The sequence below is a fragment of the Paenibacillus sp. FSL F4-0243 genome, assembly GCF_037963295.1.
In the GTDB taxonomy this organism is placed as follows: domain Bacteria; phylum Bacillota; class Bacilli; order Paenibacillales; family Paenibacillaceae; genus Paenibacillus_AQ.
Genome location: NZ_CP150151.1, coordinates 5,108,589 through 5,126,446, shown reverse-complemented (window position 1 = coordinate 5,126,446; position 17,858 = coordinate 5,108,589). Strand labels below are relative to the sequence as shown.

Genomic DNA, 17,858 nt, shown 5'->3' with positions numbered 1-17,858 from the left:
AAGAATGGAATATATATGCATGGGCGAAAAGCAAGAATAATCTATGGAATCGTTAGTATTATCCATTCCTTTAACCGCTAAGTTTACAAGTCATGTGATTCTGATAAATAAGCATATCTGAAACCTGAATGAGAGATGGATAAAATAATACATAGGTACGTTTGTATTGTAAATGTAAATAAAACGTAAACACTTCTATACTTAAGTCATCAGATAAAGCGTTTTCAATATTTAATCTGTGGTTGGGTCATTAGTAAGAACATCTTAAGGAGGGCGTTTATGAGAAAGACAATGAGTACGTTATTAGCAGTTTCGCTGCTGGGTGTGGGATTGATTGGCTGTGGGAATAGCACGAATACACCAGCTGCCTCAAAGGATTCGAATTCTACAAAAGCTACGAGTACAGCGGAAGCGACAAGTACAACGAACGCCGAGAATACTTCTAAAGAGGATGCTAAGAAGGATTTTGATAACAAGGAACTGAGTATTGCTGTATTCCAAGGGGGATATGGCGCCGATTATTGGAATGAAATTGTCAGTAAATTCGAGAGTACTTATCCAGGGGTAAAAGTGAATATGACGATCAACCCTAAGGTTGGTGAAGTGATCAGACCACAGATTGTTGCCGGTAATCCTCCTGACTTCCTATCTGTTACGGATACAGAGCAAAGTGGGATTATGCTTTCCCTCATTAAAGAAAAAGGACTTCTAGATATCAGTGATGTATTCGAAAGCAAGGCCTTAGACAAAGATGAGACGCTAAAGGATATGATTCTTCCAGGAATGCTGGACAGCACAAGATTTCAGCCGTATCAAGACGGGAAGATCTATCTGGCACCTTTTAACGCGGGACCGATGGGCTTGATTTACAACAAAACTTTGTTCGCGGAAAAAGGCTGGAGTGTTCCTGAGACTTGGGACGAGTTCTTTGCATTAGGCGATGAGCTGAAAAAAGAAGAGAACTTCTTGGTCAATGCAGATGGAACGAAAACGAAAAGAGCGTTGTTCACTTACCAAGGTATTTATCCGGACTATTTGGAAGAAATTCTGTATCCTGCGATTGCTAGTGCGGGCGGTAAAGAAACGTTGGATAAAGTCTTTGCTTATGAGGAAGGTTCATTTAAGAACGACACGATCAAAAAAGTATTGGATATATTCTACAAAATATCTAAAGACGGATATCTGATGGATGGCACGGTCGCCTTGAACCATACCCAATCGCAGACCGATATGATGATGGGGAAAGCGTTGTTTATTGTAAACGGCAACTGGATGGAAAATGAAATGAAGGATTCACCAAGAGAAAATGGCTTTGAATTTGGGATGACAACCGTCCCTGTATTTAATAAAGGAGATCAGAAGTACGTGCTTTCCAGCTATGAGCAATTCTCCATTCCAGCAAAAGCTAAAAATCCAGAGCTGGCTAAAGAATTCTTAAAGTTCCTGTATACGGATGAGTCCGTTAAATTATTCGCGGAAAAAGCTAATGGTGCGTACGCACTTAATGGTGCGAAGGAGCTGTCGAAGCCATACTTGACCAAAGGTGTATATGACATGTTTGAGGCTTACAATGGTTCCATTTCAATTCTGCAAGGCTGGCAATCCTTACCGAAGGGCTCCAAAGTTAGTGTAGTCACTGAAATGTTCAAAAATACGATGACGCCAGTCATGACAGGTCAAATGACCACTGACCAATGGATGGATAATGTTGAAAAAGCTTTTGCACAGATTCGTAAAGAGAAAGCAGCTAGTAAATAATTTATAGCATCTCATGCCAATGCATCCTGTTAAGAATGGATACAGACATCTATGAACAGGATGCATTTTGCATGAAGAGGAGTGAGAAAGATGTCTGAGATGCAACTAACGGAAGTAGCTCCTAGAAACAGAAAATTAAAGACTAAGTCAACGAAAACTAAAAATCCGAAGCTATTCATAGCCGTATGTACCATTCCTGCGCTCCTGTTGACTCTCGTATTTATGATCATTCCAACCTTTCGGGCATTCTTTATGTCTTTTACGGATGCAACCGGGATGAGTGATGAGAACAAGTTTATCTTTCTGGATAACTATAAATATATGTTCCAAGATGAGATGTTCCTCAAAGCGCTTAGTAATACGTTCAAGCTGATGCTGGTCGTGCCGGTGGTTACCTTAGCCTTTGGCTTAGTGCTTGCTTTTCTATTGACGCAGACGAAGCTGAAAGAGAGAGGCTTTTACCGGACGGTATTCTTTTTCCCCAGCATTATCTCTTTGACGGTAGTCGGGATCATATGGTCCTTTGTGTTTCATCCGAACATGGGGATCTTGAACAATATTCTCTCAAGTATTGGGCTAGATCAACTGACTATGACTTGGCTTGGGGATAGCCGAACTGCATTATGGTGCGTAGCGGTCACTCTGATCTGGCAGGCGGTTGGTTACTATATGGTGATGTATATCGCTGCAATAGATGGGATTTCTGCGGATGTGTTCGAGTCGGCGACCATTGATGGTGCAGGATATTTCCGGAAGCTTGTCAGCATTACGATCCCACTGTTAAAAGAAATCATTGGTATAACCTTCGTGCTGTCCCTGGCGGGTACGATCAATTTAAGCTTTATAGTCGTAACAATCATGACCGGCGGTGGACCGGCAGGTGGTACTACTGTATTACTCCATTACATGTACACTCAAGGGTTCCAAAATGCGAACTTTGGTTATGCCATGGCTATCGCAATCTTTACGCTTGCGTTTGCCTTTGTCCTTTCTTTTCTGTCTAGACTACTTACAAATCGAGCAGAAGGGTAGGGGAGAAGGGTGAATAGTAATCAACAGAGTCTTATAAAAATGAACATTATCAATTGGATCACTCGGCTGTTTCTGATTGTAGCTACTATTGTTTTGTTATATCCGTTTGTATGGAATCTTTTAGCCTCATTTAAGAGCAACACGGAATTTCTAACCGATCCTTTCTCCTTTCCACAAGCCTTACACTTGGATAACTATGTACGTGCTTTTCAGAAATCTAAGATGGGAAGTTATTTCCTGAATTCTATCTTTCTAGTGGTACTTTCCACTGCGATTCTAGTTATTTTTGTGGTCCCTATAGCTTATGTATTAACGAGATTTAAGTTTTGGGGTTCCAAAATGATTCTTAATATTTATATGGCCTGTATCTTTCTCCAAGCTTCTTATATCATGGTTCCTTTATTTATTCAGGTGAATTCTTTCGGGATGCTGGACAATCGCGGGATGCTCGGTTTGATCTATGCTGTCCTTCAGTTTCCTTTTGCGATCTTTGTGTTAAGCGGATTTCTGCGATCTGTCCCTAGAGATTATGAAGAGGCCGCCAAGATTGACGGTTGCGGGAATACAGGGGTACTCGTCAGAATCATTGCGCCACTAGCTAAGCCGGGAATTGTAACGGTCTGTATGCTGGCAGCGATGGGCTTTTGGAATGAGTATCCACTGGCATTAGTTCTAATTCAAACGGATAGCAAAAAAACATTACCGGTGGGTTTAGCCAATCTGTTTGAGGTTCAAAGGTATGCTACAGATTGGAGCGCACTATTTGCCGCATTGATCTTGGTACTCATTCCAACGATTCTCCTATATGTGGTAGGACAAAAACAATTGCTCCAAGGAATAAGCGCTGGTGGAATTAAGGGCTGAACTACAAAGTATGGAGGGAATTTGTGTGGACAAAGGAAGATTTACACTACCTGGTGAAACAGGAATGGAAGAGGTCATAGCCGATCTTGTAGAGAGATGGGGCGTAGATGCTGTACGTGACAGTGATGGCACGAGTCTATCGCAGGACATTCTTGATATGGGTCTGCAAATCTATTCAACGCTTTGTCTGGTACGTGAGGACAACGAGTGGGCAAAGCAGCATCCACAGTATAGACAGCAGATTTATCTGATGTCTGCACCATTGATTGCGACATCGAAGGTGAAGACCATTGATATTATGGCAGATTTTTTTGCAGATCAATTTGTTCCTAACACAGATGTGGATATTAAAAAGTATTGGCAGGTTGTAAACCGGACCACAGGAGAAATAGTACCTTCGGCACATTGGAGTTATGCAGAGGGGATCGTCACGCTTGAGCAGGCGGAACAGTTTCACAAATATACCGTCAGTTTCTTGGCCTATCAGATTTGGGAACCGGTCTCTATGTACAATCACATCACGAATAACTGGACGGAAGAGCATCGCTTACCACTGGATGTTCGTTATCCCGAGGCTCAAGAGCATGTATTGAAGGTGCTGAAAGATTGGCTAGCAAAGCATCCGAAGACTGATATCGTTCGTTTTACTACCTTTTTTTATAATTTCGACCTGATTTTTAATAAGGAAGGTAAGGAGAAGCAAGTGAATTGGTTTGGCTATCTAAGCTGCGTAAGTCCATTAGCTTTAGATCAGTTTGAACAAGCTTATGGATATCGTCTGACTGCGGAAGATTTTGTGGATCAAGGACGATATAACACACCGTTTATGAATCCGACGCCAAGGTATTTGGACTGGATGGAATTTAATCAGAAATTCATTGCAGGTTATGCCAAACAATGTGTTGATATGGTGCATGATTTCGGTAAGAAAGCCATTATGTTCTTTGGGGATCACTGGGCAGGGACAGAGCCTTTTGGTAAATATTTTTCCGAGATTGGGCTAGATGCAGTGGTCGGGGCTGCCGGAGATGGGGTTACGACCCGTATGATCGCGGATATTCCTATTAAGGATACCGAAGCCCGGTTCTACCCTTACTTCTTCCCAGATGTATTCTTTGAAGGTGGAGATCCTGTTGGAGAGTCCATGCCGATCTGGATAAAATGTCGCCGGGCACTTATGCGTAAATCGGTTGGAAGAATGGGGTATGGCGGATATCTAAGTCTGGCGTACCAATTCCCTAATTTTATTGATCATGTGACGGAGATTGCGACTCAGTTTAAAGGAATTCATGCAAATGCTGAAGGGACTCAGCCGTATAAAGCATCGTTTAAAGTGGCGATTCTTAATACTTGGGGCTACATTCGCAGCTGGCAGACGCACCAAGTGGCTCACTCTTTATGGAATCAAAGATGTTATTCCTACATAGGGGCACTGGAGTCACTCGCAGGCTTGCCTTTCGACATTGAATTTATAAGCTTTGATGATATTAGACAACACGGGATTGATCCTAGTATCGGTGTGATCATTAACGCGGGTGATGTCCATACTTCTTGGAGTGGCGGAGAGCATTGGAGCGATCCAAAAGTGGTTTCTAGCATTCGTGAATGGGTGTATCAAGGCGGCGGTTTTATTGGAATTGGTGATCCAACGGCATATGAGCATCAAGGGGTTCTTTTTCAACTAGCGGATATTTTAGGTGTTCAAAAGGAGATGGGTTTTACAGCAAGCGTTAATAAGCCTAAGGTAACGCCAGTAAAGGAGCATTTCATTACGGTAGATCTGGAAGGCGACATTGATTATGGTGAAGGGATGACCATGATTTATCAAGCGGAGATTGGAGCACAAGTCTTGGATGTACACGACAATAGCTGCAATCTTGCCGTGAATTCATTTGGGCAGGGTCGAGGCGTTTATATTGCAGGGCTGCCGTATAGTATCCAGAATACTAGATTACTGAGCCGGGCGATCTTTTGGGCTGCACATCAAGAGGAACAATTGTATTCTTGGTTCTCATTGAATCCGAATGTAGAGTGTCATGCTTACCCTGAAACTGGCCGCTATTGTGCTGTAAATAACACAGCGGAGACCCAAAAGACGACAATCCTGATGGAGAACGATTTGAGAATAGAGCTGGAATTGAACGGAATGGAAAGTGTGTGGCTGGATATGAATATGTAACTTCACTTTAAGACATACATTTAAGGAGTCAGTCGTAACTACGGAGAACATTTGGACTTGCGGCCGCTGTTGTCTCAAACTTTCCTGAATTGTACCGCTTCGATAAGAGTAATTGAGGAATTTCTCCCTGAAATTCCGGGATTTTTGGTCATTAGATTAATAATCAGGGAAAACCTCCCTAAAGTTTTGCTGATTCGATAGCAATTAAAGGAATCCCCCTTATTATTAGGGAGGAATTCCCTGATTTCGTTCGTTTAGAGCGAATTTTGATTATTTTCAGGGAGTTTTTCCCTAATTAGTTTTAGAGCCGCCCCCTTCTTCGATTTTTCAGGGAAGGGGGCTTTTGCTTTTTAATCATAAGCATGAATCCATCAACCGCAATGTTTTTGGCGAGTTCTTCTTACTTGGATTGAGATGTTCTGGGGTTTCCGTATCTAGAGAATCCGGGACAACTTGCGATACGCCCGCGGAGAAATCCCCTCATTCGCCGTGAACACCCTGCTGAAATAATGGATATCGGGATAGCCAACCTGATCGCCCACCCTCTCAATCGGCCAATCCGTTTCTCGCAGCAGCTTACGCGCTTCCCTATGCCGGATCGAGCGGAGATATTCTCCGGGAGGCATACCTGCGACCTCTCGAAAGAGCTTGGCAAAGTGGTCCTCATGCATATTCATGGACGTGGCCATGGATTTATTGGTCCAGCGTTCTGCTAACCGCTCTTCTATCTCGTCTATTAATGCCCTGATCCGCTCGGTGTGAACTGAAGACTTAGCTGCATCTCGGGAGCTTTGCGTTCGAAGCAGCGAAGTCAGAATACCAAGTAGTAGCCCTCGACAGACCCACTCATAGCCGGCAGGCCGCATAGTGAATTCATGAACGAGCTGTTCCATGGCATGAACACATTCGGGTGGCGGGGAGTAGATCGGTTCTTGTGACAATGGCATGAAGGGGACAGTTACGGCTTCAAAGGCGAATTTATCGTGTATGACTTCATCCTCATTAACTACCATATCTTCATCATGTGTAATAATTGATTCCCCAAAGAAATCAAAATGGATTCCAATAAGCTTAGTATCTGAATCTGACAGGATAATATTCTGATGATATACCCCAGATGAGAGGAAAATTAGCTGCCCAGCGTTCAGTATATATTCTTCCGTATCCATCTTTGTTAATAATTTGCCCTGGCGAACATATAGTAGCTCGAAGTCATATAGCCTTCTTCTTTGGAAGGTGCAAGGTGGAAGTGTCTGCAATTGTGCATAGTGAATTCCGGGTGCCCAATCACGAGAGGGTACCTGCTTTCTCAGTGGGTAAGAGGGATCTTTGTCAGACATGTCACTGCCTCCTGAATCTTTAATAGAATAGACCGGAATAATGCAAAAAGTCTCTTCTTCGCCTAAATAAATCGAATTTTAAATCTAGTATAATATAAATAATTAAAGGATACAAAGTGCATCTAAGCCTAGGAAGTGGAAAACGGAAAAGAACAAATAGGAGGAGGATTCAAATGAAAAAGGGAATAAACATCTGGTCGTTTCGCGAAGGAACTGAAATTAAAGAATGCGTACGTCTAGCCAAAGCGGCTGGATTTGAGGGGATCGAGCTGTCATTAAATGAGTCAGGTGAACTTGGCCTGCAAACCACTGAGAAAGAAGCGCGTATCCTTCGTGATTCTATTAATGAAACGGGTCTGGAGATCGCGGGGCTGGCAACAGGTCTATATTGGTCTTATGCGATGACTAGTGAATCTGAAGCGAATCGAACCAAGGCAATCGACGTATGCAAAAAGCAACTGGAGCTGGCGGCTGCGCTAGGTGTAGATACAATTCTTGTCATCCCTGGCGCTGTTGGTGTGGATTTCATCGAGGGCTGTGAGGTTGTTGATTATGAAAAAGCTTATGATAGAGCGCTGGAAGCGATTAGTCATTTAGCCAAGGATGCTGAGCAAGCAGGCGTTTCTATTGGTCTTGAAAATGTGTGGAATAAATTCCTGTTGTCTCCGCTTGAATTACGTACTTTTATTGATACGGTCGGTTCCAGTTATGTAGGTTCCTATCTTGATGTTGGAAATATCGTGCATTCCGGTTATCCAGAGCAGTGGATACGGATTCTAGCCCATAGAATTAAAAAGGTGCATTTCAAGGATTACCGTCGGACGGCTGGTGGGCTTCACGGATTTGTTGATCTGCTCGCTGGGGATGTGGATTATCCAGCAGTCATGAAAGCGCTTGAAGACATTGGATACAACAATTATGTTACCGGTGAAATGATACCGTCATACACACATTATACGGAGCAAATTATTTTTAATACTTCTGCAGCTATGGATGCCATTCTCGGACGTACCACTTTCAAAGCTTAAAGTAAGGGGGAAGGTGATGCTCAGTCTATAGCAATCATTGAGGTTGAGATACAATCCGCTGGGCTGGAAGGTGCTTGGATAGAGCTTGTTTAATTATTAATCATTTAGCTGGGGAGGCTTCACTATGTTGAAAATAGGTTTGATTGGCTTTGGATTTATGGGCCGGATGCATTTTGATAATTATGTTCGCTTAACGGAAGAGGGGCATCCCATCGCCCTTAAAGCCATCTGTGACTTGCGAATTGAGGAATTGAAAGACGGTAAAGCGGACGGCAATATGAGTACCGCTCGAGAAGTGTATGATTTAACAGCTTACAGTCTCTATGATGATCTGGAGAAAATGATAGCGAATGAGGAACTGGATATGATCGATATTGCAGTTCCTACTTACCTGCATGCTGAAATGGCTTGTTCGCTGCTGGAACGAGGATATCATGTCTTTTGTGAGAAGCCGATGGCTAGAACTTCAGTAGAAGCGCAGAAAATGGTAGACGCAGCAGAGCGCAGTGGAAAGAAATTGATGATCGGGCAGTGCCTTCGTTTTTGGCCAGGGTATGAATATTTGAAAGAAGTTGTGGAAACTGAGCAATTTGGTAAAGTGACAGAAGGGTATTTCTACCGTGGTTCAGGGGCTCCTAAAGATTGGTTTCTGGATGAGAAGCTAAGCGGTGGATGCATTGTGGATATGCATATTCACGATACGGATATGATTAACTATCTGTTCGGCAGACCGGATAAAGTATCGACTTTGGGACGGAATGTTCTACCGGGAAGCGGATATGATATTGCTTCTACACACTATTTTTATAAGGATGCAAAGGTGATCAATGCTCAGGTGGACTGGACGCTGGAGGGCGACTTTGGATTCTACATGGGGTACAGGGTTAACTTCGAGCGAGGAAATATTGTATTTGATGGTAGTGGAGTCAAGGTGAATCCCAATGATGGAGCAGGCTTTACGGTAGAGCTTTCCCCGGATGCGGGTTACTACAGAGAGCTGGTCTATTTCTTGGATGCGATTATTCAAGATAAGCCGATTATCATTTGTACGCCTGAGAGTGCAGCAGAATCTTTGGAAATCATAGAGGCGGAAGTACAGTCAGCGAATGCCGAAGGGGAATGGATTGTACTTAACTAGCAGGACATAGAGGATGCAAAGGCGTGACGGGAGGAAAGATCATTGTAGATGATTTCTCCAGTCACGTCTTTTTGGCATGCATTCTCATCTAACCTTTATTGCGCTGGAATTTTGTGTTGTCCCTAGCATAGTGTGATACGGAGCCGTCATATCTTCTAAGGCGTACCTGTAAATCGGAGAACTCTTCAACGATTCCTGAGGCAACCTCAGAATACATTCCATCAGGGTCAAGCTGTAGGGCAGTGATATAAGTTTGGGATAAAGCGGCTATGAAAAAATCAATATTTTTATTAAGTGTATGTGGCATGGTATTCCCTCCGGTGATATCTTCAACATGTATGAATATAAATAATCCTAAGGAACTATTTTACCACGATTTGCGGATGAATTTGAGGAGGAATTACTTGATTTCGGTCGAAAATATGCGAAATTTGGTTGTAATTGTATTAAAATCCGAAGATCATCCGAGGGCAGGTAGCGAAGTTGTTTCGCTGGCTGTCTTTTTTTTACTTTCTGGTTTGAAAAGAAACCTGCGGACGGATATGATTTGTGTAGTGAAAGGATGATCGCCAAATGACTGAACAGCTACAAAGAGCCAAGGAGTTATACACACGATTCCTGGGTCATTTTTTAGATATGCATAAGGCAGGTTTGCTTAAGGAGTATAAGAGTTTTGAAATTCCTAGAGAACAAGAGATAGAATGGCTCAATGAAATGGCCTTGGCGTACGCCGAGCAGTTGTCAATCCGAGATTGGGATGCAATTACTGCACTAGACGCTTTATCGAGAAACTATCAAGACAGCTGGATTGTGGAGAAGGTATCTTCTTTTGCCTCGCGGAATATGATGAGTGCGGATAGTCTGGTTAGATTGATCTACGCAGAGAAACTGGTAGGGATTATTGGTTCTCATAAACAAGTGATCTCAAAAGAACTATTATTTGAGGCCTGTAAAGTTGCTGTGCAAATTCTCGAAAATGTAATCTCACAGCCGCTGGTCATTGACCCTGGACATGAGCTTAAGGAGCTTGGCCTTAAAGATAAGAGAGCTTTGAACAGTCGTGCAGAGCAAAGCTTAGAACAGGTGAAGGTGCTAATTAATTAACCGTTGGAGGGGAAATATGAAATTACTCGTAGCGCAACCTAATCACGAACCCCATTTGGAGCATTTGCTCAAAGAAATGAGCAGACAGGATTCTTTTGACGTGGTGTTGTATCCAGAAGGTTATGTAGCAGATGAAGCCAGTGTGAAGACTTTATGTGAAGTCGCCAAAACATATGAAAAGCTGATCATTACAGGATATAGGAACAGCAATAACAAGGATAGAGCGCTAATGATTCATCCTTCTGGGGACATCATTTTGGAACGAGCCAAATCGCCGATGGATGAACAGTTGTATCGCCCGTCAGTTGCGGAAGCGGATGGCCTTAGTATTGGTTATTTGCTGTGTGTTGAGCTTCTGCAAGGATACGCTGGTTTGGAAGGACAGGCTAAGTCGTTAGATTTCATCGCACATCCGATTGGGGTAGGCATGTTCAGCGAAGAACAATTTGAATTATGGATCGAGGAAGCCACTAGGATTGCTGTGAAATATAACACGATGATTATTGGGACAAGCCATGCTGACGGATCTTACCGAAATTGTGGAATTTCGATTCCCATCTCATATTGGATCGACTCTACCGGACAACCTATTTATATTTCGCGTAATGATACGAGAAGTCGAATGATTAATCTCGATACTAGGCAGGTTTATGTTCTAGATTAGGGAATAGCCGAAGTTGACACACTGTTGTCAAATTGGGTGTGCTACGATTTCATAACAGATTAACTTCTGATGATTTATAGAAGAAAATGAGGGATACACAATGGCTGAACCTTTAAAAGCGATGTACAATGAACAATTTCTGCATGGTTTTGGCGAAAAGATTCGCAGTGTACATAGTGTTTTCGACACTGATGCATTTGTAATTTCGGCTATGGCTGAACCTTGGGATACGCTCGAACTGAAGGCAAGGATGCGGCGGATTACGGAGACACTGGGAAGTCATTTACAGCTTCCTTATGAGGAAGCACTGGCGATTCTGTTCGCTATTACTGAGGATTGTGTGGGATTTCCATACTTGATCTTTCCAGATTTTGTAGAGGTATTTGGTCAAGGGGCTGAGCATTGGGAGCTGTCTATGCAGGCGCTGGAAAGGTTCACACCGAAATCATCAGCAGAATTTGCGGTTAGACCGTTTCTCTTGCGTGAACCGGAGCGGATGATGGCGCAAATGCTAGTATGGTCGAAGCACCCCGATGAGCATGTGCGACGATTAGCAAGTGAGGGTTGTCGCCCTCGTCTACCATGGGGACAGGCGCTCCCAATGTTTAAGGTAGATCCAGCCCCTGTGTTACCTGTACTTGAGCAACTGAAGAAGGATTCCTCCTTATATGTGCGCAAAAGCGTGGCTAACAATCTGAACGATATTGCTAAGGATCACCCGGAGGTGGTACTTGAGACAGCTCGCCGCTGGATAGGTATAGATCCCCTCACAGACTGGATTGTGCGGCATGGTTGTCGTTCTTTAATCCGTAAAGCTAATCCGGAGATTATGGCTTTATTCGGATATGCGGAGCAAGCAGACGAAGCAACACCACTCATAACGAGTGCTTCTATAACGATTGATCCTACCCAATTGCGAATTGGAGAAAACTCTGAATTACAATACGAACTTCAAGTTTGTGAAGGAACTCCTGCCCGTGTTCGAATAGAATATGGCATCTATTTCGTGAAGGCTACAGGTCGAACCTCTCGTAAATCTTTCTTACTATCGGATAAAACAGTACCTGGGGGTACATTTCTGTCAGGCAAACGGACGCATCGCTGGGCGGATTTAACCACTCGTCGTCATTATCCCGGGGAACATCGGATTGTCCTGTTGGTTAACGGGCGGGAAGTTGCAGATACGTTGTTGAAACTTGAGGGGGATCAGTAAATGAAAAAAGAAGTATTGATTTTTATTTCTAATGGATATGCAGATTGGGAAGCTGGCTATATAAGTGCCGAACTAAACAAGCCAGAAAGTGAATACAAAGTTAAGACAGTTTCTTTAAATAGCGACAATGTACAATCTATGGGCGGATTTACTGTTATTCCAGACTATACTATAGATAGTTTACCCGCCCAGTTTGAAATGTTAATTTTAATTGGAGGTACGAGCTGGAAAGATAATTCAGCGATTACTCCAGTGATTGAAAGTTGTATACAGAATAGAACTCCTATAGCGGCTATATGTGACGCATCAACCTTTTTGGCAGAACATGGCTATTTAGATGAGATTCCTCACACTGGAAATTCATTAGATTACTTAAAAGAGTTCGCCCCTAATTATAAAGGACACGCAAATTTTTTAGAAAAACAGACCGTTTCGAGTGACAATATTATTACTGCTAATGGTACGGCTTCTTTGGAATTTACAAGGGAAGTCTTGAAGAAGTTAAAGGTTATGCCATTAGAACAAATCGATGGATGGTATACCTTTTTCAAAAATGGGTTTTATCAAGAATAATGAAGTCATGAAAAAAAGGTGTTCTCAGGTCTTATCGACTTGAGAGCACCTTTTTACTTATTTTTTCACTTCTGTAACACCCGTTACTTTTCCTTGATCCGAGGTATCGAAGGTGGATTGATACTTAGCATCTGCGAAGTAAACATTCCCTTCAACCGTTGCATTTACTAAACTGAAGCCATCTGCTTCGACGTATACATCACCAATAAATGTGCCGCCTTGAATACGGGCGTTTTTACTTTTGATCGTAAGTTTTGGTGCAGTTAGTTTATAGGAGTTAGTGATATTGTGCTCTGCATCTTGTGTGTAGAGAGCGATTTTTCGAGCAGGTTCATCTTTATTCGTGAATTGCCCGTCCAGTACGAGATCTTCGGTGAAGGTTAAGTCTTTCAGCGTAGCAGCAATCCAAGTACCGTCCGCACTGATTGCCTTTTTAAAGGCCTCTTCATTATCCACTACCGACGCTGAGGTTACAGCATCAGTGGTGTTATTAGTGTTGCCAGCGTTATTTGTGTTACCAGGTGTAGTAGTGGCGGTAGGGGGAACGTTGGCATTGTTATTGGTTGAGTTTCCGCATCCGACCAACAGCACAATTGCAAATACTGCGGCTACGCTTGCTATCTTTCTCATCTGTATAACCTCCCTGAGTAATTGTACTGATATCCTACGAGCTTAATATAGACTGATTAGTTAGTATTAATGTGGTGTAAGCACAAACGCTTACCGTCCTTGAGGGAAGCTGAAGGCTTTTCTGCTTGAGTACACAATAATATTTACCGATCATTCTACAAATGGTAATATAGGCCTGGACATCTCTGGCGTATAGTATGACCTGGAAAATATGAATTATTCGAAGGAATTCACGAAAAATAACATTCTTCTTTTGATGAAGAAGCATTTTGGATTACAATAAGTTAAGGTGAAAAAAGGAGCTGTACCAATGGCTAAACAGAAATATTATGTAGTATGGGAAGGCAAGCAGCCGGGAGTCTATAGCACTTGGGCGGAATGCCAGGCGCAGACCGATCACTATACCGGAGCCAAATATAAATCGTATGAATCTAAAGCGGCGGCAGATGCGGCTTACACAGCGGGCTGGAAAGGTAATTGGGGTACAGGGTCATCAGCATCCGGTGCGGCTAAGTCTAAGGGGACAAGTTCTTTTAAACGAAGCGCTACAGTGGAGACCTCAGCAGAGATCGATTACAACAGCATTTCTGTGGATGTAGGAACGCGTGGCAATCCGGGTCCCGTCGAATATAAGGGTGTGGATACGCAAACCGGAGATATTATCTTCTCTTGTGGGCCGATCAAGAAGGGCACTAATAATTTAGGTGAGTTTTTAGCGATTGTGCATGCCTTGGCGCTCCTGAAGAAAGAGGGAAGTAATAAGACAGTCTACAGCGACTCTGTGAATGCAATGAAGTGGGTAAAGCAGAAGAAAGTAGCGACAACCTTGCCACGCGATGCTTCAACAGAGGAAATATGGGTACTTATTGATCGGGCAGAACGTTGGTTGCAAACCAATACATATGACAATAAAGTGCTTAAGTGGCAGACTAAAGAGTGGGGCGAAATTAAAGCAGATTATGGTCGGAAATAGTTAGAGTAAGGTTCTGGGTTTCGGCTAGAGGAGGAGAATTGGGGATGTTCGGCAACGATTGGGATGAGATATTACAAGATGAAATGCAAAAGCCCTATTTTCTGGAGCTAATGGCTAATCTGGAAAGAGAATATAAGGAACATACAGTCTATCCGCCAAAAGAATTACTGTTCACGGCGTTAAAGCATACACCTTATAGTGAGACAAGGGTTGTTATTTTGGGACAGGACCCATACCATGGAGCGGGACAAGCACAAGGTTTAAGCTTCTCGGTAAATCCGGGGGTGCGTATACCGCCTTCACTGCGTAATATATATACGGAGCTATCGGAGGATATCGGTGTACCAATTCCAAATCACGGATCCTTACTGCGATGGGCAGAACAGGGAGTGCTTATGCTCAACTCGGTACTAACGGTACGTGAGGGAGAGCCGAATTCTCATAAAGGTCTAGGCTGGGAGACATTCACAGACACTATAATGAAGAAGTTAAATGAAAGAACTACGCCGATGGTGTTTATTTTATGGGGAAGTCATTCACAGAAAAAGGGTGCCTTCATAGACCAAAGTCGTAATGAGGTTATTCAGTCTCCACATCCGAGTCCGCTCTCGTCGTATCGTGGATTCTTTGGTAGCCGTCCTTTTTCGAAGGTCAATCAGTTTTTGGAGTCGAAGGGAATGAAAGGAATCGATTGGTTCATTTCGGACATATAACTAATGGGATGTTGGGAAGGGGGAGGGAGCAATGAAGCATTGGGTTGGTAAACCGGTTATCATGTACTGCGGGGACGAACCTTACACGATCATGAAAGGCATTCTTCGCAAATGGGATCTTTCCGCTTCTGTAGCGGTCATCGGTCATCAGGAAATTGCTGTGCCATTTCGGGATATTGTGGTCATTAAAGCTTTGGCTCCTAGAGAAAGAGCACTGCCTCCAGTCTTGCATTCTGTGGGTTATGTGATGAGGGAACGGCAGCAATTTGATAATGCAGTATATTTTAAATCGGCTGTAAGTGTTTGGAAAGAAGATCGGCTGATTGCTCTGAATACGACCATCATTTCGCATACCAAAGGTTCAGTTACACTTCAGGATGGACAGAACCTTATGAAAGGCAATCATATATTTGTAGTTCGTTCTTTGCGAGGTTAATTTCAGTAATCCTATAAAGAAGCACGAAAAGGTACATCTCCAATTGGAGACGTACCTTTTTTTATTTATGGAACCTCATTCAGTTCGTAAGTGCTATAGATTCTCATGCTTGAGAGGCTCAGCCTCTTCCTCTCGATCTGCAACAATAATCTCATATACTCGCAGAAAAATAATTTTGGCAATCATGTAGACGGGCAGCGCAATAAGCACACCAATAATACCGTAGAAATCCCCACCTATAAGAACAAGAAGGACCGTGGTCAGAGGATGCACATCTAATGATTTGCCGTAAATGATCGGTGAGAGTACATTATCTTGGATTTGCTGTGCAATGAATATGACGACCAGCGACCATATTGCCATCGTGGGTGATTCAATGAATCCAACAATAACTACCGGTACTCCCGCAAGGAAAGAACCCACATAAGGAATGAAATTGAGCGGTACTGAAATTACTGCGAGCAGCAGTGAATAAGGCAATCCGATGATAAGGAAACCGATATACAACATAATACCGAGTACGACGTTTAGCACCACACGTGTGACGATGAAACTGCTCAATGCGCTGTCGATATCCCCGAACATTTCTTTGCCTTCTTTACGGTACTTTCTAGGGATTAAGCCCTGTAGTTTTGGTGACAGCTTATAGTCATCTTTTAGCATGTAATACAAAATGATGGGCAAGGTAGCGATTAGAATAACAATGCTGGAAACTACGCCGATCAAATTGGACATCGAATTGGTTACCCAAGTAATAGCCTCGCTAAGATATTCTGATATACGGGCAGCTATGTCGGAGTCCCCTTGGAAAAAGCGTGAGAGTGTCGGATTATCCCTTAAAGCATTGAACTGATCCTGTAATCCCTGAACAAGGTAAGGCGTGTTATCAATAAAGTTCTGAATTTGTTCTTGCAGTGTCGGCCAGACTAGAACCCAGAAGAGAATAAACAATCCTGCAAACAAGAAATAAATGAGCAGGATGGAGAATGCCCGGTTTAATTTTCTTTTCTCAAGAACTCTTACTAACGGTCGTAATAAGTAGTACATGAAACCTGATAGTACCATGGGAACGAGTAATAATCTGATAATGGCAGCCAGTGGTGCGAATAGAAACATTACTTTGGAGCCCAAGTACAAAATAAGTAAAAAAGCGATAATAGCAAGACTTGTCCGAAAATACTTCTGTTGTTGCAATAGGAACATCCCCCAAGTTCAAAATATAATCTATGTAGTTTAATAACCCTAATTCACATGACTTGATTCAAAAGAATGGATTACTCTCCTATAGGTAGTTCTTGGCATATCCGTGGAGGATGACCCAATGACTGAGGCTACGCCAAGTAAGTTGTTCACAACACATAACTGTACATCATCATATAAATCACTCGGGGGCTTTGTGGATCATCTTAACTTTCGTCTATAAGGTTTCTTCTTCGTGGAAAGGGTGAATATTTCTGGTACTTCAATCTCGCCTCCGGTTTCCTTCGTAACTTGTCTTGCCTTGACGAGAGATAAAAAAGCAAAAAATTCCCCTAAAGTGGCCAGTGCGGCAGCAATGATTTCATAATCTTCAGCACTTAATTCTGCTGTTTCCTCACTATTACCGTTCCCGTTGTTTTTTCCATTACTATTTCCGTTACTCTTAGCGTTGCTGTTACCGCCCATTTTTTTGTTGTTTCTTCCGTTGGCCATTTCTGATCACCCGCTTTTTCCTATATGTAGTATTAATATGTTTTAAACACCAGTGAGGAGATAGGCAATTGGTATGTAATTTTCTTATGGGCCTGTTTCACCTTGAGCGAAGCATGAAATCATTCCATTTATTACATTTTGCCGGAGTATGATTTTTAATGTTAAAGCGCTTTACAGATGATGAAAACGCTGTTAAAATCATAAACGAGCACAAATGATCAATAACAGTCAGATATAATCAAATAATGGTCATGGATTTCCAAAGATAAGCGCATTTAATAAATGGGATAGCACTGTAACTTAAAGGAGCGAACCACGATGTTGTTTGAGGAAGAGAGAAAACAAAGAATCGTGCTTTTTGTGGAAAAGAATTCAAGAGCTTCGGTACAGGAGCTAAGTCAGGAACTGGGCGTGTCTGAGTCTACTGTGCGCCGTGACCTGAAAGAGCTTGAAGAAGCCAAGTTGCTGAAACGAACGCACGGCGGGGCAGTTTCCCTGCAGAGCGTTAACTTTGAGGCGAC

Annotated in this window: 19 protein-coding genes and 1 pseudogene; 15 read left to right on the top strand and 5 right to left on the bottom strand. The window is 42.8% G+C overall.

Features of this window, described 5'->3' with window-relative positions; genetic code table 11:
* The first annotated feature begins 279 nt into the window (after positions 1–279).
* From NSS87_RS22925 to gnpA, 4 genes are all read left to right on the top strand, one after another.
* On the top strand, positions 280–1,758 hold the full coding sequence (locus NSS87_RS22925; protein WP_339242975.1) for a carbohydrate ABC transporter substrate-binding protein: 1,479 nt from the start codon (positions 280–282) through the stop codon (positions 1,756–1,758).
* A 90-nt stretch (positions 1,759–1,848) separates the two neighbouring features.
* The gene (locus NSS87_RS22920; RefSeq protein WP_339242973.1) at positions 1,849–2,790 is read left to right on the top strand and encodes a sugar ABC transporter permease; all 942 of its coding nucleotides are present in this window, start codon (positions 1,849–1,851) and stop codon (positions 2,788–2,790) included.
* Positions 2,791–2,799: 9 nt separating this feature from the next.
* On the top strand, positions 2,800–3,654 hold the full coding sequence (locus tag NSS87_RS22915; protein WP_339242971.1) for a carbohydrate ABC transporter permease: 855 nt from the start codon (positions 2,800–2,802) through the stop codon (positions 3,652–3,654).
* Positions 3,655–3,679: 25 nt separating this feature from the next.
* The gene (gnpA, locus tag NSS87_RS22910) at positions 3,680–5,833 is read left to right on the top strand and encodes a 1,3-beta-galactosyl-N-acetylhexosamine phosphorylase (protein WP_339242969.1); all 2,154 of its coding nucleotides are present in this window, start codon (positions 3,680–3,682) and stop codon (positions 5,831–5,833) included.
* 434 nt (positions 5,834–6,267) lie between these two features.
* Here gnpA and NSS87_RS22905 read toward each other — a convergent pair whose 3' ends face one another.
* Complete coding sequence (locus NSS87_RS22905; protein ID WP_339242967.1) at positions 6,268–7,173, bottom strand: AraC family transcriptional regulator; 906 nt, start codon at positions 7,171–7,173, stop codon at positions 6,268–6,270.
* A 173-nt stretch (positions 7,174–7,346) separates the two neighbouring features.
* Here NSS87_RS22905 and NSS87_RS22900 point away from each other — a divergent pair, with 173 nt between their 5' ends.
* Both NSS87_RS22900 and NSS87_RS22895 read left to right on the top strand, forming a co-directional pair.
* Positions 7,347–8,201 carry a sugar phosphate isomerase/epimerase family protein gene (locus NSS87_RS22900; protein WP_339242965.1) on the top strand — a complete coding sequence of 285 codons (855 nt, stop codon included), beginning with the start codon at positions 7,347–7,349 and terminating at the stop codon, positions 8,199–8,201.
* A gap of 124 nt (positions 8,202–8,325) precedes the next feature.
* The gene (locus NSS87_RS22895) at positions 8,326–9,339 is read left to right on the top strand and encodes a Gfo/Idh/MocA family oxidoreductase (protein ID WP_339242963.1); all 1,014 of its coding nucleotides are present in this window, start codon (positions 8,326–8,328) and stop codon (positions 9,337–9,339) included.
* An 88-nt stretch (positions 9,340–9,427) separates the two neighbouring features.
* On the opposite strand, the gene NSS87_RS22890 is transcribed toward NSS87_RS22895, so the two are convergent.
* Positions 9,428–9,646, bottom strand: a complete 219-nt coding sequence (locus NSS87_RS22890) for a hypothetical protein (RefSeq protein WP_339242961.1) — start codon at positions 9,644–9,646, stop codon at positions 9,428–9,430.
* Between the two features lie 97 nt (positions 9,647–9,743).
* Here NSS87_RS22890 and NSS87_RS22885 point away from each other — a divergent pair, with 97 nt between their 5' ends.
* The 5 genes from NSS87_RS22885 (at position 9,744) to NSS87_RS22865 (ending at position 12,893) form a co-directional block, all read left to right on the top strand.
* Entirely contained in the window at positions 9,744–9,905 is a 162-nt protein-coding gene (locus NSS87_RS22885; protein ID WP_339242959.1) for a hypothetical protein, read from the top strand.
* A gap of 7 nt (positions 9,906–9,912) precedes the next feature.
* The gene (locus NSS87_RS22880) at positions 9,913–10,443 is read left to right on the top strand and encodes a hypothetical protein (RefSeq protein WP_339242957.1); all 531 of its coding nucleotides are present in this window, start codon (positions 9,913–9,915) and stop codon (positions 10,441–10,443) included.
* A gap of 16 nt (positions 10,444–10,459) precedes the next feature.
* Positions 10,460–11,107: a hypothetical protein gene (locus tag NSS87_RS22875; RefSeq protein WP_339242955.1), complete on the top strand. Its 648-nt coding sequence runs from the start codon at positions 10,460–10,462 to the stop codon at positions 11,105–11,107.
* 100 nt (positions 11,108–11,207) lie between these two features.
* The gene (locus NSS87_RS22870; protein ID WP_339242953.1) at positions 11,208–12,320 is read left to right on the top strand and encodes a hypothetical protein; all 1,113 of its coding nucleotides are present in this window, start codon (positions 11,208–11,210) and stop codon (positions 12,318–12,320) included.
* Positions 12,321–12,893 carry a type 1 glutamine amidotransferase family protein gene (locus NSS87_RS22865; protein ID WP_042190618.1) on the top strand — a complete coding sequence of 191 codons (573 nt, stop codon included), beginning with the start codon at positions 12,321–12,323 and terminating at the stop codon, positions 12,891–12,893.
* Between the two features lie 57 nt (positions 12,894–12,950).
* Here the strand turns inward: NSS87_RS22865 and NSS87_RS22860 are convergent, their stop codons facing one another.
* Positions 12,951–13,523 carry a hypothetical protein gene (locus tag NSS87_RS22860; protein WP_339242951.1) on the bottom strand — a complete coding sequence of 191 codons (573 nt, stop codon included), beginning with the start codon at positions 13,521–13,523 and terminating at the stop codon, positions 12,951–12,953.
* 310 nt (positions 13,524–13,833) lie between these two features.
* On the opposite strand from NSS87_RS22860, the gene NSS87_RS22855 reads away from it, so the two are divergent.
* Genes NSS87_RS22855 through NSS87_RS22845 form a run of 3 tightly spaced genes read left to right on the top strand, consistent with a single transcriptional unit; the run spans position 13,834 to position 15,645 of the window.
* Positions 13,834–14,496, top strand: a complete 663-nt coding sequence (locus NSS87_RS22855) for a ribonuclease H family protein (RefSeq protein WP_076284676.1) — start codon at positions 13,834–13,836, stop codon at positions 14,494–14,496.
* Between the two features lie 44 nt (positions 14,497–14,540).
* The gene (locus tag NSS87_RS22850) at positions 14,541–15,209 is read left to right on the top strand and encodes a uracil-DNA glycosylase (RefSeq protein ID WP_339242947.1); all 669 of its coding nucleotides are present in this window, start codon (positions 14,541–14,543) and stop codon (positions 15,207–15,209) included.
* 31 nt (positions 15,210–15,240) lie between these two features.
* Complete coding sequence (locus NSS87_RS22845; RefSeq protein ID WP_042190609.1) at positions 15,241–15,645, top strand: hypothetical protein; 405 nt, start codon at positions 15,241–15,243, stop codon at positions 15,643–15,645.
* Between the two features lie 93 nt (positions 15,646–15,738).
* Here NSS87_RS22845 and NSS87_RS22840 read toward each other — a convergent pair whose 3' ends face one another.
* Together NSS87_RS22840 and NSS87_RS22835 are read right to left on the bottom strand one after the other, a co-directional pair.
* Entirely contained in the window at positions 15,739–16,848 is a 1,110-nt protein-coding gene (locus tag NSS87_RS22840; protein ID WP_339242945.1) for an AI-2E family transporter, read from the bottom strand.
* Between the two features lie 198 nt (positions 16,849–17,046).
* Entirely contained in the window at positions 17,047–17,337 is a 291-nt protein-coding gene (locus tag NSS87_RS22835; protein WP_042190603.1) for a hypothetical protein, read from the bottom strand.
* 309 nt (positions 17,338–17,646) lie between these two features.
* On the opposite strand from NSS87_RS22835, the pseudogene NSS87_RS22830 reads away from it, so the two are divergent.
* Positions 17,647–17,829: pseudogene (locus NSS87_RS22830) on the top strand (DeoR family transcriptional regulator); the annotation flags it as partial.
* Between the last annotated feature and the right edge of the window lie 29 nt (positions 17,830–17,858).

What these genes read in the sequence shown, in the direction of transcription:
- NSS87_RS22925 (WP_339242975.1), top strand. Translation starts at nt 280, where the DNA reads ATGAGAAAGACAATGAGTACGTTATTAGCAGTTTCGCTGCTGGGTGTG.
- NSS87_RS22920 (WP_339242973.1), top strand. Translation starts at nt 1,849, where the DNA reads ATGTCTGAGATGCAACTAACGGAAGTAGCTCCTAGAAACAGAAAATTA.
- NSS87_RS22905 (WP_339242967.1), bottom strand. Translation starts at nt 7,173, where the DNA reads ATGTCTGACAAAGATCCCTCTTACCCACTGAGAAAGCAGGTACCCTCT.
- NSS87_RS22900 (WP_339242965.1), top strand. Translation starts at nt 7,347, where the DNA reads ATGAAAAAGGGAATAAACATCTGGTCGTTTCGCGAAGGAACTGAAATT.
- NSS87_RS22895 (WP_339242963.1), top strand. Translation starts at nt 8,326, where the DNA reads ATGTTGAAAATAGGTTTGATTGGCTTTGGATTTATGGGCCGGATGCAT.
- NSS87_RS22890 (WP_339242961.1), bottom strand. Translation starts at nt 9,646, where the DNA reads ATGCCACATACACTTAATAAAAATATTGATTTTTTCATAGCCGCTTTA.
- NSS87_RS22880 (WP_339242957.1), top strand. Translation starts at nt 9,913, where the DNA reads ATGACTGAACAGCTACAAAGAGCCAAGGAGTTATACACACGATTCCTG.
- NSS87_RS22875 (WP_339242955.1), top strand. Translation starts at nt 10,460, where the DNA reads ATGAAATTACTCGTAGCGCAACCTAATCACGAACCCCATTTGGAGCAT.
- NSS87_RS22870 (WP_339242953.1), top strand. Translation starts at nt 11,208, where the DNA reads ATGGCTGAACCTTTAAAAGCGATGTACAATGAACAATTTCTGCATGGT.
- NSS87_RS22865 (WP_042190618.1), top strand. Translation starts at nt 12,321, where the DNA reads ATGAAAAAAGAAGTATTGATTTTTATTTCTAATGGATATGCAGATTGG.
- NSS87_RS22860 (WP_339242951.1), bottom strand. Translation starts at nt 13,523, where the DNA reads ATGAGAAAGATAGCAAGCGTAGCCGCAGTATTTGCAATTGTGCTGTTG.
- NSS87_RS22855 (WP_076284676.1), top strand. Translation starts at nt 13,834, where the DNA reads ATGGCTAAACAGAAATATTATGTAGTATGGGAAGGCAAGCAGCCGGGA.
- NSS87_RS22850 (WP_339242947.1), top strand. Translation starts at nt 14,541, where the DNA reads ATGTTCGGCAACGATTGGGATGAGATATTACAAGATGAAATGCAAAAG.
- NSS87_RS22845 (WP_042190609.1), top strand. Translation starts at nt 15,241, where the DNA reads ATGAAGCATTGGGTTGGTAAACCGGTTATCATGTACTGCGGGGACGAA.
- NSS87_RS22840 (WP_339242945.1), bottom strand. Translation starts at nt 16,848, where the DNA reads ATGTTCCTATTGCAACAACAGAAGTATTTTCGGACAAGTCTTGCTATT.
- NSS87_RS22835 (WP_042190603.1), bottom strand. Translation starts at nt 17,337, where the DNA reads ATGGCCAACGGAAGAAACAACAAAAAAATGGGCGGTAACAGCAACGCT.